Here is a 13,683-nt window from a genome sequence, read left to right on the forward strand (position 1 = left end):
AGATTCCTCTGTTGTTATGTTGATGAATATATGAATTATTTAGCTAATGGCGGAACAGCTTTACCAATCCGCTCATAAAAATCAGTCACAAAGCGCTCTAATGTACCTTGCTCAATGGCCTCACGCAAACCCGCCATTAAACGCTGGTAGTATCTCAGGTTATGAATGGTATTTAACCGTGCACCTAATATTTCATTACAGCGATCAAGATGATGCAGATACGCCCGACTGTAATGGCGACAGGTATAACAGTCACAGTGCTCATCAAGCGTAGATGTATCATCTTTATGTTTTGCATTACGGATTTTAACCACTCCATCCGTAACAAACAAATGTCCATTACGCGCATTGCGCGTTGGCATCACACAATCAAACATATCGATGCCCCGGCGAACTCCCTCCACCAGATCTTCCGGTTTACCAACCCCCATCAAATAGCGAGGTTTATCTTCCGGAATTTGAGGACAAACATGCTCTAAAATCCGATGCATATCCTCTTTGGGCTCACCTACGGCCAAACCGCCGACAGCGTAACCGTCAAACCCAATCTCTACCAGCCCTTTTACAGAAACGTCACGTAAATCTTCGTAAACACTGCCCTGAATGATGCCAAACAGCGCATTTTTATTATTCAGTTCATCAAAGCGTTGACGGCTACGTTTCGCCCAGCGTAGGGACATCTCCATTGAACGTTTAGCATAATCCCAGTCAGCCGGGTATGGTGTACACTCATCAAAGATCATGACGATATCAGATCCGAGATCGTATTGAATTTCCATCGATTTTTCCGGGCTGAGGAATATCGAATCACTATTTATCGGATTGCGAAAATGCACCCCTTCCTCGGTGATTTTACGGATATCTCCCAGGCTAAACACCTGAAAACCACCGGAATCAGTCAGAATAGGACCGTGCCACTGCATAAAGTCGTGCAGATCGCCATGCTTGCGCATGATCTCCTGACCAGGGCGTAACCATAAATGAAAGGTATTGCCCAGAATGATTTGAGCACCAGTGTCTTTCACCTCTTCTGGTGTCATGCCCTTCACCGTACCGTAGGTACCTACTGGCATAAACGCCGGTGTCTCCACCGTGCCACGTTCAAAAACTAAACGACCACGTCTGGCGCGACCATCTTTTGTTTGTAATTCAAACTTCACGTAAAACCTCCGCCACCAGATAAACAGTCTGGAGCTTGTTTTTGTTAATTACGATTTCCCACCAGGGATTTCATTAATCGCTTCCGGATTACGGGTGATGAACATGGCATCCCCATAGCTAAAGAAACGGTATTGCTTCTCGACCGCCTGCTGATATGCCCGCATGGTATTGCTATAACCGGCAAATGCCGATACCAGCATGATTAGCGTTGATTCAGGCAGGTGAAAATTAGTAATCAAGGTATCAATAACCCGGAACTGATAGCCAGGATAAATAAAGATGCTGGTATCGCCAAAGAATGGCTCAATTAAATCTTGTTTGGCTGCCTGAGCTGCGCTTTCCAACGACCTAACTGATGTGGTTCCCACGGCAATCACTTTATTACCCCGGGCCTTACAGGCTAATACGGCATCAACTACCTGCTGTGGAACTTCTGCATACTCAGCATGCATTATATGCTGTTTAATATCATCAACCCGCACTGGCTGGAATGTTCCGGCTCCTACATGCAGAGTGACGAATTCCATATTAATCCCTTTGGCACGCAATGCTTCCAATAGCGGCTGATCAAAGTGTAAACCTGCCGTTGGAGCCGCAACTGCGCCAGGGCGCTGGCTGTAAACCGTTTGATAAAGCTCACGGTCAGCCTCTTCATCTGGCCTGTCAATATAAGGGGGTAATGGCATATGCCCGGCAGCGTTAAGAATCGTCAAAACATCGCGGCCATCGGTAAAATGAAGTTCAAACAGCGCATCGTGGCGGGCTGCCATAATAGCTGGAATAGATTCATCATCTCCCAATAGTAGTTCTGCTCCCGGTTTTGGCGCTTTAGAAGCGCGAACGTGAGCCAGAACTCTTCTGTCGTCCAGCACTCGCTCAACCAGAACCTCAATCTTTCCACCGCTGGCTTTTTTGCCAAACAGCCGAGCCGGAATCACCCTGGTATTATTAAATATCAGCAAATCACCCGGATTCAGCTTATTCAGCACATCAGTAAATGTGTCATCAGAAAGTGTGCCACTGATACCTTCAAGAGAAAGCATACGACAAGCGCTGCGTTCCGCCTGAGGGTAGCGAGCAATTAAGGATTCAGGAAGTTCAAATGAAAAATCAGTAACGCGCATAGGTTTTCTAATCTCAAAAAACAAGCGGCTTAGTCTAGAGCCAGTCGGATAAGGCTGCAACCTATAAGGCAATAAAAGTATAAGAAAACCAGCAATAATCGACATACTTCGCATCGCCGGAATATTAATCTTAATAATAAAGCATACCAGTGATGTCAGATTACACTATAATTAGCCCATGAATTTTCTCGCTCACCTCCATTTAGCCTCGCTGGCTGACAGTTCCCTGTTAGGAAATCTGCTGGCAGATTTTGTACGCGGTAACCCTGACGGAGAATATGCTCCGGAAGTGGTTAACGGCATCATGTTGCATCGACGTATCGATAAGCTTACCGATAACCTTGAACCGGTAAGAGAAGCGCGTCGCCTGTTTAGCCAACCTCACTATCGGGTGGCACCTATTGCATTAGATGTACTCTGGGATCACTTCCTGGCCCGACATTGGGAACAACTTAATGGCACCATGCCGCTGGCAAATTTTGTTGCTCTGGCAAAAAACAATATTGTTCCCCATTTATCAGAAACGCCCCCGGGGTTTCAACATATCAATCAGTATATCTGGCGAGATCGCTGGCTGGAACGCTACGCTGAATTACCATTCATTGCTGATACCTTGCATAATATGGCCATTCGCCGCCCACGACTGGAGGCGCTAAGCTATTGTATCGAGGATATTCAGCAACATTATCACCCATTAGAAGAGACATTTTTGCGCTTCTATCCACTGATGATGGCGCAGGCAAAAGCAAAACAATTATAGCACTTTCATTTAGTTAGCTAACAAAGCTAAAGTAAATTACCGTATAGCCGCTTTACAGGGTATGATGTTATGGTTATGTTTACCATCTGTAATAAGTGCCCTGATTAAACCATAGGCGGAAGCTATCTCAACAATCGGTCTGATATGCTTTGCGATCGATACCTTACTGCCTATACTGGCACACAAAATTTATTCCCTTATTTATCAACCTAATTGACAGGAGAGTTATTATGGTTCTGGTTACTCGCCAAGCCCCTGATTTTACTGCTGCAGCTGTTCTTGGTAACGGCGAAATCGTTGAAAACTTCAATCTGAAGAATCATCTGAATGGCAAAGCAGCTGTGCTGTTCTTCTGGCCAATGGACTTTACTTTCGTATGTCCTTCTGAACTGATCGCTTTCGACCACCGTTATGAAGAATTCAAAAAACGCGGTATCGAAGTTGTTGGTATTTCTTTCGATTCAGAGTTCGTACACAACGCATGGCGTAAAACCCCAGTAGACAACGGCGGCATCGGCGAAGTTAAATACGCAATGGTTGCTGACGTTAAGCGTGAAATTCAACAAGCATACGGCATCGAACATCCGGATGCTGGCGTTGCTTTACGTGCATCTTTCCTGATCGACAAAAACGGTGTTGTTCGTCACCAGGTAGTTAACGACCTGCCACTGGGCCGTAACATCGATGAAATGATCCGTATGGTTGACGCACTGCAATTCCACGAAGAGCACGGTCAAGTGTGCCCAGCTCAGTGGGAAAAAGGTCAGGAAGGCATGAACGCATCTCCGGATGGCGTTGCTAAATTCCTGTCTCAGAACGCTGGTAAGCTGTAATTAGCTGTTTGTTCTGATTCTGATATTAAAAAGAGCCGCGATGCGGCTCTTTTTTTGGCCGTTAGTTAGCCATTGTTTTTAGTTTTTAGCTTTTAGCTTTTGACCTTTGCTTTTGACCTTTGCTTTTGACCTTTGCTTTTGACCTTTGCTTTTGACCTTTGCCCTTGTTCTTAGCTTTTGTCTTTGCCCTTCACTATGAGCACTTGAATTCAGCTGACGACTGAGAGAGGCCAGCACGAGCAGCATGGATGCTGCTCGAGGCACAGCGACGCCGGGAGCGGCTCTGTGCCGGTGCGTTAAGGCTGAACGAAGGAGGAAGGAAGTCGCCTAAGCGACCTGAATTCCTGTGCGAAAGCGCGGGAGTGCAGAGGGGGTTCGCTAACCCCTTCTGCTCGGCCGTTACACTGGCGTTGAGATAAACTCAGCACTATTACGGACGAAACTTACACCAAGACTTAAGAGCAAAGACATAAACTAAGGTCAAAAGCTAAGAACAAGGGCAAAATACCCAACAAAAAATGGCCCCGGTTATCGGGGCCATTTTCAACTAACTCTATCTAACAACAATTAACTGCGCTTCTTCTGCATCCCCTTCAAATAGTAAACCCCCACCAACAACGCTATCCAGGCAAAGCCTACATACAACGAAATACGCGTAGTTGGGAAATAACCAATCAGGCCAATAATGCCAAACAGGAAGATCAGAGCAATAACAGAAGTGGTTGTGCCCCCGCGCAGAGGAAAATCTAACTTGCTGATTTGCTCTGGCGTTAACTTACGGCGGAAGCCTATTTGTGACAGCAGGATCATAATCCATACCCATACGGTAGCAAAGGTTGCCAGCGATGCAATAACCACAAATACATCTTCAGGAATAATGTAGTTCAGGTAAGCCGCAACCAACAGACCAGCCATCATAAACAGCACGGTAATCCACGGTACACCACGTTTAGACAGCGTAGTGAACATTTTTGGTGCCTGTCCCTGCTCTGCCAAACCGTACAGCATACGGCCTACACCAAACACGTCGCTGTTAATCGCAGAAAGCGAAGCGGTAATCACGACAAAGTTCAGAATACCGGCTGCAGCAGTAATACCCAGATTCTCAAAAGTCAGAACGAACGGGCTACCGTGAGTACCAACCTGATTCCATGGGTAGATAGACATAATAACGAACAGTGTACCTACATAGAAAAGCAGTATGCGAAAAGGTACAGAGTTGATGGCTTTTGGAATGGTCTTCTTCGGATCTTCAGCTTCACCCGCAGTGATACCAATAATCTCAATACCGCCATAAGCAAACATCACCATTTGCAGAGACAGAACCATACCGATAAAACCATTGGCGAAGAATCCACCATTAGTCCATAAGTTATGGATGCCTGTTGGTTCACCCTGATTGCCAAAGCCCCAGACGATGATACCAATGCCTGCCAGAATCATAATGATAATAGTGGCAACTTTGATGAACGACAGCCAGAACTCAAACTCACCGAATACTTTTACGTGTACCAGATTAATCGCACCGATAATCAGTACCACGCTCAATGCCCAGACCCAAAGTTCGACATTCGGGAACCAGAAACTCATATACAGACCAAAAGCCGTGACGTCAGCAATGGCTACAATCAGAATTTCGAAGCAGTAAGTCCAACCGGTGATATATCCCGCTAATGGCCCCAGATAATCCTGTGCATAGCGGGAAAATGCGCCAGCCTGTGGGTTATGTACAGACATCTCCCCCAACGCTCGCATAATGATAAAGGCGAAAACACCGCCAATGAGATAGGCCAATAGAACACTTGGGCCTGCCATTTTTATTGCACTGGCGGAACCGTAGAACAATCCGGTTCCTATTGCTGACCCCAACGCCATAAAACGGATATGACGAGCGGTTAAGCCTCGTTTAAGTTTGTTGGTTTGATTTTCCATGCCGAAGTTACTCGTCTTTTCTCGTTATAACGCCGCAGATTAAGACCGCGGCGTTTATTATCAATAAATAATACCCTGTCTAAAAATTACGTTCTGGATGCTTCCTGATGCTGAGGCATTAGACGATCGACAATCACTGCAATCACTAATGTTATAACCGCAGGAGGCAGCCATGCCAGCCCCTGCTGTGCACCCGGAAGATTATCAATCCAGCTCGGTAAAATGTGCGCTATCGCTGATGCTTTAATACCATCCAAAATACCGACCGCTGATGTTACCAGCATTACCGGGATCATAATACGACTTTCAGAACGCCACATGCGACTGGTAAAGCTTAATACAACCAAAGCGATACAAGGAGGATAAATTGCAGTTAATACCGGAACCGAGAACTGAATCAGATGGCTTAGCCCTAAATTAGAGACCACCATGGCGAAAATAGCCAGAATAAACACCAGAGTCCGGTAGGATAACGGCAGTAATTTAGAGAAAAACTCCGCACAGGCACAGGTCAGGCCAATCGCCGTCACCATACAGGCAATAAAGATCATTGCCGCCAGGAAGAAGCTACCAAAGCCACCAAAGGTGTGTTGAATATAGGCATGAAGAATCACCGCACCATTAGTAGCATCAGGTACCAGAGAACCACTGCCAGAACCTAAATTAAACAGGCTCAAATAGACCAGCGTCAAACCAATACCGGCAATCAAACCAGCCACTACCGTATAACGGGTTAATAATGTAGGGCTGGAAACACCGCGAGAACGTGCTGCATTAACAATAATGATGCCAAATACCAGAGCGCCTAAGGTATCCATGGTCAGATAACCTTCAACAAACCCTTTGGAAAATGGAATATTCTGATAAACCTGTACCGCAGGCAAGTGCTCACCGGCAGGCCATAGCAGTGCAGCAATACCTAAAACCGCCAGTGAAATAATCTTTAACGGGGCCAGAAAACGGCCAACGGTGTCCAGTAGCTTGCCCGGATAGAGAGAAACCAGAATCACCAGAGAAAAGTAGACCAGACTATAAATGAATAACGGTAAGCTACTGTCTTTATCGGATAACAGCGGAGCAATACCCAACTCAAACGATACTGTTGTGGTTCGCGGTGTGGCAAACAGAGGACCAACAGCTAAATAGCAGATAGTTGCCAACAGTAATCCAGCTTTATGACCTATTGGAGAACTGAGCGCTTCAATACCCCCGCCCACTCTGGCCAGCGCAATCACGGTAACTACCGGTAAACCCACAGCAGTTAACAGAAAGCCTAATGACGCAATCCAAACGTTTTCACCAGACTGTAACCCTACCATTGGAGGGAAAATAATATTGCCGGCACCAACAAACAGGGCAAACGTCATAAAGCCTAAGGCGATAATATCTTTAGAACTCAGTTGTTTCATATTAAACCATTACATATTTATCAAAAAAATCGTCAAAAATGTTGATTTTGTCACATCGCAAATGCGTTGCATTACCGTTGTTCTGCAGCACAGTGGTCTGCCTGAATGGCATTTTAACAACATTAAATTGGATAATTTATATACTAAAAAAGATGATTTTATGGTGACTTCACCAATAACGGCGCTAAGTAAACACAATAATCGCCATAGAAAACAAGTCTTATTGGCAATCACAGAACAATTATCTAAACAAAGGTTAAATAGCAGTCTGAATGACACGCATTTTAGCATAAAAATCTATTTATTCATTCATGATTAGCTCATTTTTTAATCTTAAATAAAAACCGTTGCTTAGGGTTATTTTACTTTCAAAAGCATTAGCTAAAATTTTCAGTACAGAAAATATCTAACGGTGTAATTGAGAGGACTGGCAATTTTACTGCGGTCACAATAATCCCTCAGGACATCTACCCATTTTTTACTTCATCGGTAGATTCTGCTATCAGGCAAAAAACAGATAAGATAGTTTATTCAGGCGACAGTATTGAAGGTAAACGATGACAGTCACAACACAAGGCGCTGCAATGAAACTCAAACCATTACGCTGGAACGATGACTTCATGTATCAGGCGATTCTGAATCATGAGCAGAAGTATGACGGCAAATTTCTTACCTGTGTAAAATCAACGGGTATCTACTGCCTGCCCTCCTGCCCTGCCCGAAAGCCGCTGTTAAAAAATATCCGCTTTTTAGCAACCGAACAGGAAGCCGTCGCCGAAGGATTCAGAATCTGTAAACGCTGTCGCCCCGATCTGTTTTATCGGAGAGAAAGCGTTGATGAAAATCTGTTTATCGAGATGTTGTCCCGCATTCGCGCTTGCCCATCATCATTTACCAATGTCAGCTCACTGGCAAAAAGCTGTGGTATCAGTACTACTAAACTTAATGAATTAATTCGCCTGCATGCTCATCTTTCGCCAGCGGATTTACTCAATCGTGAACGTATCAAAGCCGCCTGTAATGCGCTGATTAATTCATCGCAGCGCATTCTGGATGTTGGTCTGGCTGTTGGTTTTGAAAGCGAAGCCAGTTTTCACCGGCAGTTTTCAGCCCATATGGCCATGACGCCCAATGCCTGGCGCTTATTAAATAACAGCAATGAATTTACGCTAAAACTGCCGGATGACTTCACCGCTGATTACGCATGGCGCTATCACCTGCGTGATAAAGAGAGTCTTTCTGAATATCTTGATGAGACTGGTTTTACTAAAGCGCTGTGGGTTCATGGATATCCAGTGATTATCCATCTGCATATTGATGGGCATACTGCCCGTTGCCACTGGACACTACCTGAGGAGTTTACCGCCAATAGCGAACAACCAGTGGGAGTAGAAATTCACCAGCAGGTGATGCGGTTATTGGGACTGAATGCCGATGTAACCGGTTTTCGCAGCAGCGCCCGACAAAACAAACATATGGCACGATTAATTGAATCCTCTTCTGTCATCTATGTGCCTATGACTGCTAATCCTTTTGAATCACTGGTCTGGGCGATCATTGGTCAGCAAATTAACCTGACTTTTGCCGCAATGTTACGGCAGGTCCTGGTTAAATTAACCGGCCCGGTAATCAGGCAAGATGGTTTTCGTATTCACCCTTCTGCCAGAGAAATTGCAAAGCTGGAACCGCACCAACTCACCGACATTCGATTTTCCCGGTCAAAAGCTCAATATCTTATCGGCGTGGCTAAAGCCATTGTCAGTGGGGAGCTCGATTTAGAGCAATTAAGTCAGGGTTCTGCCATTGTGGCTGAAAGAAAACTTTGTGAGTTAAAAGGCATCGGCCCCTGGACTGCTCGCTATACGCTAATGCGCGGCATGGGTTTTGCCGACTGTGTTCCCGTTGGTGATAGCGGTCTTTATGCTGCCCTACAACAATTTTATCAGTTGGATAGTCGCCCCAGCGCGGCTGAAACCGAACAGTTAATGAAACCATTTAGTCCATTCCGTACGCAGGCAACCACCTGTTTATGGGAAAGCCTGAGGAAAAAATCATGAGACCAATGAGCAAAAGCCTGATAAATGCCAAAACAATTGGCATCTTTGACAGCCAGTTTGGTTCGCTGTCTGCCTGGCTGGATGAGTCGGATAAGCTTATTCGCCTGTCATTTCATACCCAACAGGATTTGGAATATGCCAAACGACTTGAAGTGACTCGTGACGACAACAAAGTTGAGTTCATTGCCCGGCAAATTCGTGAATATCAACAAGGAAAAAGGGTTGATTTTGATTTACCAATTAACCTGTATGGTACGCCATTCCAGATAAAAGTCTGGAATGAGCTGTGTAAAATTCCATTTGGAGAAACCATAAGCTACCAAACTCTGGCAACTCGCGTTGGAAATCCAAAGGCTTCCCGGGCAGTAGGAGCAGCCAATGGAAATAATCCAGTCAGTCTGATTGTTCCTTGCCATCGAGTGATCGGAAGTGATGGTTCGCTAACCGGTTATGAAGGAGGGCTGCCAATTAAACAAAAACTATTAGCTTTTGAAAAAGAGAATGCCAGCTAATGATGCTTAAAACTCTGCTGTTATTTATTGCGACTGCTTTAGCAGAAATTATTGGCTGCTTTCTCCCCTATTTATGGTTAAGAAAGTCAGCCTCCATTTGGATATTGCTTCCCGCAGCAGGTAGTCTGGCGCTATTTGTCTGGCTGTTGAGCCTTCACCCTGCTGCCAGTGGTCGGGTATACGCTGCCTACGGTGGCATCTATATTGCCACCGCGCTGGTTTGGTTAAGACTGGTGGATGGCATCAGGCTATCTATGTATGACTGGCTGGGTGCCACGGTAGTTTTGGCTGGCGTGTTAATTTTAGTTTCTGGCTGGAAAGCTTAAGAATCATATCCTTTGCCCGACAACCGTATATTCATCGGGCAAAGCATTACATTACCTGCGGACAGAATATTCTCTATATTCTTCCTGTCCTACAGTAACTTCTTCACCATCAGCACTTCACAAGCATGATGCCCACTCGCCCCAACTCTTTCTTCCACATACTCAAACCCCACCGATTCATATAACTTCAGTGACTCTTTAAGCGTTGCGGTACTTTCCAGATAGCAGTAGTCATAACCCTGCTGACGAGCAAACTCCAGTGCGGTAATCACCATGCGACGGGCAATACCCATACCTCTGACTGAAGGTAAGAAATAGAGCTTCTGTAATTCACAATATCCATCTTCCATTGGCGCGATACCAACACCGCCGGAGACAATACCGTCCAGCTCAACCACCCAATAAGCGCTCCCCTTCTGGTTATAGACTTCTGATAATTGGTGAAGTATCGGATCCGAGAAGCTAAAACCTTCTTGCCCTAACAAGCCATATTCACCAAATACGGACATAATAATCCCGGCAATCGCCGCGTTATCTCTGGCTTCAATCGGGCGAATAGTAATGGTTCTGGAAGACTGTCTGGCTACACTCTGTATGGCTGAGGCATATTTCTTCATTGACGACATCAGAGTTTGGTACTCATCTGAACCCAGTTGTTGAAGAATTTGGGCATTGTAAGCATTAGCCAGATTATTCAGCTCTTCCAGCTGTTTTCGACCGTTTTTGGTTAACTGGTTCAAGGTACTGCGACCATCAACCGGGTTAGGATATATCTCTATCAGCCCCTGCTGTTTTAGCCCTTGCAGAATACGACTCACGCTGGATTTATCTACTTTAAGCACAGTAGCCAGCTCCAAACCGGATAAGGGCTGATCATCAAGTTCAATCAGGCTATGGGCCTGTAAAGGAGAAAGCTGGGTTCCGCTCACCCATTTATCCATTACCCCCAGCTCTCTCACTAAAATTCTCGATAAATATCGTAAAGATGTTGGTTCCATGCCGCCCTCAGATATAGTAATTAATATCAACTTAATTTAGTTGACAATAACAACCAAATCAATATCCAGAGATAAAGAAATTAAATCAGCGTAATAACAAATCAGTGATTGATTATTGTTGAAAAAATCAGCTATAACAGAAGTGTTCCCACCTCATTGTGCTAATCCATCGACCAGAAGGTATGACTTATGCCTGATACATCACAGATTATTGCGTTTTCAATTTTGTCTTTAGGCATGGCATTAACCCCTGGTCCAAATATGCTGTATCTGGTATCTCGTTCTATCTCTCAGGGGCGGGTTGCCGGGCTGATATCATTAACCGGTGTTGCTTTAGGCTTTGTGCTGTATATGTTATGTGCAGCTTTTGGTATTACTACGCTTATGCTGGCCGTGCCTTATGCCTATGAAGCTTTATGTTTTGGTGGGATGATCTACTTACTTTATCTGGCATGGCAGGCAGTTAAACCCGGAGGACGTTCGCCATTTCAGGTTAAAAGTTTACCTAAAGACAGCCCTAAAAAGCTGTTCACAATGGGGTTCATCACCAACCTGCTCAACCCCAAAATTGCCATTATGTATTTATCTCTGCTACCACAATTTATTACCCCAGATCACGGTAGCGTATTAATCCAGTCGCTGGTTTTAGGTTCAATCCAAATTGTTACCAGCGTCACCATCAACGCACTGATTGCCATTATGGCTGGTTCTATTGCTGGCTTTTTGACGGGAAGACCTGCGTGGATGCTGGTTCAGCGCTGGTTAATGGGAACAGTTCTGGCTGGTCTGGCAATAAGAATGGCATTTGAAGCGCGCAGATAATGTTCTGAAAGTTGATTATCCATACAATTACTATTGTTTATCATCATAATTTCACTTATAAATTATTCCGTTATCAAAACTAGTCTATATTTATTCAGGTGTGGATTATCAACTTATTAATGGAGTGATTATGGGTAAGGTATTCATTGTCTCACTACTATCTCTGTTTGTGCTGGCTGGTTGTAACAGCGCACCAGAGGTAGGTAACTGGTCAAAGGCTGGCGCATCAGCACAAACTGCTGACGCCGACCGAGTCCAGTGTGAGAAAGAGAGCAGATCGTCTGCCAACAACAGCTATCATCCAGACCCACTCAATGAAACTGGTTCTGATGAAACCGTGAATAAACTTCTGGTGAAAGAACAACAGCAAGTTGATCTGGTTGGTGAATGTATGCGTGAAAAAGGTTATACCAACTTTTAAGCGAACGTTGCTGAAAACAAAAAACCCGCCGTTAGCGGGTTTTTTGTTTTAAATGGACTGAATGATTAACGACGAATTAAATCATCACCAAAGCCAATCCACTTATAAGTGGTTAATGCTTCCAGCCCCATTGGACCACGAGCGTGAAGTTTTTGTGTACTGACAGCAACTTCTGCACCTAAGCCAAACTGTCCACCATCGGTGAAGCGCGTACTGGCATTAACATATACCGCCGCAGAATCCACTTCATTAACAAAACGGTCAGCATTATTCAGAGAGCGGGTTAAAATGGCATCCGAGTGAGCACTGCCGTGTAAACGAATATGTTCAATTGCTTCATCCAACCCTTCAACAACAGCAACATTCAGATCCAGTGACAGCCACTCGTTGTCATACTCTTCATCATTTACCTGCACAACTTTCACTTCTCCACCACTGAGATACATCATGGCTTCTGGTGAAGCATGCAGCGTTACGCCACAAGAGTGCATTTTCTCCGCCAGCTTAGGTAAAAATGTCGAGGCGATCGCACGATGTACCAGTAGTGTTTCCAGAGTATTACAAGTGCTTGGGCGCTGAGTTTTGGCATTTTCAATAATCATCAGCGCTTTATCAAAATCAGCACACTCATCAACAAAAGTGTGGCAAACACCGATGCCGCCAATAATCACAGGAATAGTAGAATTCTCTTTACATAACTTATGCAGTGCCGCCCCACCACGAGGAATAATCATATCAACATAGCGATCGAGTTTAAGCAGTTCGTTGATTAATGCACGATCCGGGTTATCAATGGATTGCACTGCCGCCGCGGGTAAACCACATTTTTTAAGCGCCAGTTGAATCACTTCAACCATTGCCTGATTAGTATTAACTGTCTCTTTTCCACCGCGCAGAATCACTGCGTTACCGGTTTTCAGACATAACGAAGCAACATCGATGGTTACATTAGGACGAGATTCATAAATCACTCCAACTACGCCAAGAGGAACACGACGGCGCTGTAACTGCAAACCGCTGTCCATTAAAGAGCCATCAATAATATGACCAACAGGATCGGTTAAACGGTAAACATGACGCACATCGTTGGCAATAGATGCCAGCCGGGATTGCGTCAGCATCAGACGATCGATCATCGCCTCACTCAGGCCCGCCTGTTGTGCATTCGCGATATCTTTTTCATTCGCAGCCAGAATAGTATCGCTGTTAGCTTCCAGCGTGTCGGCCATCACCGCCAGCGCCTGGTTTTTCTTGGCCGAACTTAGCACCGCTAATTGATAAGATGCCTTTTTAGCGGCCATCCCCATTTGCTCTAACATTGCTAATAC

13 protein-coding genes are annotated in these 13,683 nt (G+C 45.0%); 7 read left to right on the plus strand and 6 right to left on the minus strand.

The window, feature by feature from the left end; translation table 11 throughout:
* Positions 1–35 precede the first annotated feature (35 nt).
* Positions 36–1,160: a tRNA guanosine(34) transglycosylase Tgt gene (gene tgt, locus GOL65_RS06620; RefSeq protein ID WP_179038200.1), complete on the minus strand. Its 1,125-nt coding sequence runs from the start codon at positions 1,158–1,160 to the stop codon at positions 36–38.
* A 48-nt stretch (positions 1,161–1,208) separates the two neighbouring features.
* Entirely contained in the window at positions 1,209–2,285 is a 1,077-nt protein-coding gene (gene queA / locus GOL65_RS06625; RefSeq protein WP_140919404.1) for a tRNA preQ1(34) S-adenosylmethionine ribosyltransferase-isomerase QueA, read from the minus strand.
* Between the two features lie 178 nt (positions 2,286–2,463).
* On the opposite strand from queA, the gene GOL65_RS06630 reads away from it, so the two are divergent.
* Positions 2,464–3,045, plus strand: coding sequence for an acyl carrier protein phosphodiesterase (locus GOL65_RS06630; protein WP_140919405.1), 582 nt, complete (start codon positions 2,464–2,466; stop codon positions 3,043–3,045).
* A gap of 230 nt (positions 3,046–3,275) precedes the next feature.
* Positions 3,276–3,878: a peroxiredoxin C gene (locus tag GOL65_RS06635; RefSeq protein ID WP_130590696.1), complete on the plus strand. Its 603-nt coding sequence runs from the start codon at positions 3,276–3,278 to the stop codon at positions 3,876–3,878.
* 567 nt (positions 3,879–4,445) lie between these two features.
* On the opposite strand, the gene proY is transcribed toward GOL65_RS06635, so the two are convergent.
* Together proY and brnQ are read right to left on the minus strand one after the other, a co-directional pair.
* The gene (gene proY / locus GOL65_RS06640; protein WP_140919406.1) at positions 4,446–5,810 is read right to left on the minus strand and encodes a proline-specific permease ProY; all 1,365 of its coding nucleotides are present in this window, start codon (positions 5,808–5,810) and stop codon (positions 4,446–4,448) included.
* A gap of 86 nt (positions 5,811–5,896) precedes the next feature.
* On the minus strand, positions 5,897–7,219 hold the full coding sequence (brnQ, locus tag GOL65_RS06645; protein ID WP_140919407.1) for a branched-chain amino acid transport system II carrier protein: 1,323 nt from the start codon (positions 7,217–7,219) through the stop codon (positions 5,897–5,899).
* A gap of 584 nt (positions 7,220–7,803) precedes the next feature.
* Here brnQ and GOL65_RS06650 point away from each other — a divergent pair.
* Genes GOL65_RS06650 through GOL65_RS06660 form a run of 3 tightly spaced genes read left to right on the plus strand, consistent with a single transcriptional unit; the run spans position 7,804 to position 10,114 of the window.
* The gene (locus tag GOL65_RS06650) at positions 7,804–9,276 is read left to right on the plus strand and encodes a DNA-3-methyladenine glycosylase 2 family protein (protein WP_179038201.1); all 1,473 of its coding nucleotides are present in this window, start codon (positions 7,804–7,806) and stop codon (positions 9,274–9,276) included.
* Complete coding sequence (locus tag GOL65_RS06655; protein WP_228723064.1) at positions 9,273–9,788, plus strand: methylated-DNA--[protein]-cysteine S-methyltransferase; 516 nt, start codon at positions 9,273–9,275, stop codon at positions 9,786–9,788. Before GOL65_RS06650 ends, GOL65_RS06655 begins: the two co-directional genes overlap by 4 nt.
* 2 nt (positions 9,789–9,790) lie before the next feature.
* On the plus strand, positions 9,791–10,114 hold the full coding sequence (locus GOL65_RS06660; RefSeq protein ID WP_140919451.1) for a YnfA family protein: 324 nt from the start codon (positions 9,791–9,793) through the stop codon (positions 10,112–10,114).
* An 89-nt stretch (positions 10,115–10,203) separates the two neighbouring features.
* On the opposite strand, the gene GOL65_RS06665 is transcribed toward GOL65_RS06660, so the two are convergent.
* Positions 10,204–11,055, minus strand: a complete 852-nt coding sequence (locus tag GOL65_RS06665; RefSeq protein WP_179038202.1) for a bifunctional helix-turn-helix transcriptional regulator/GNAT family N-acetyltransferase — start codon at positions 11,053–11,055, stop codon at positions 10,204–10,206.
* 246 nt (positions 11,056–11,301) lie between these two features.
* Here GOL65_RS06665 and GOL65_RS06670 point away from each other — a divergent pair, with 246 nt between their 5' ends.
* Both GOL65_RS06670 and GOL65_RS06675 read left to right on the plus strand, forming a co-directional pair.
* Positions 11,302–11,934: a LysE family translocator gene (locus GOL65_RS06670; RefSeq protein ID WP_140919410.1), complete on the plus strand. Its 633-nt coding sequence runs from the start codon at positions 11,302–11,304 to the stop codon at positions 11,932–11,934.
* A gap of 130 nt (positions 11,935–12,064) precedes the next feature.
* A complete protein-coding gene (locus GOL65_RS06675; RefSeq protein WP_140919411.1) occupies positions 12,065–12,355 on the plus strand; it encodes a hypothetical protein in 291 nt (96 codons plus the stop codon).
* Between the two features lie 65 nt (positions 12,356–12,420).
* On the opposite strand, the gene proA is transcribed toward GOL65_RS06675, so the two are convergent.
* A complete protein-coding gene (gene proA, locus GOL65_RS06680) occupies positions 12,421–13,674 on the minus strand; it encodes a glutamate-5-semialdehyde dehydrogenase (protein ID WP_140919412.1) in 1,254 nt (417 codons plus the stop codon).
* Positions 13,675–13,683 lie beyond the last annotated feature (9 nt).

The organism is Limnobaculum xujianqingii (assembly GCF_013394855.1).
In the GTDB taxonomy this organism is placed as follows: domain Bacteria; phylum Pseudomonadota; class Gammaproteobacteria; order Enterobacterales; family Enterobacteriaceae; genus Limnobaculum; species Limnobaculum xujianqingii.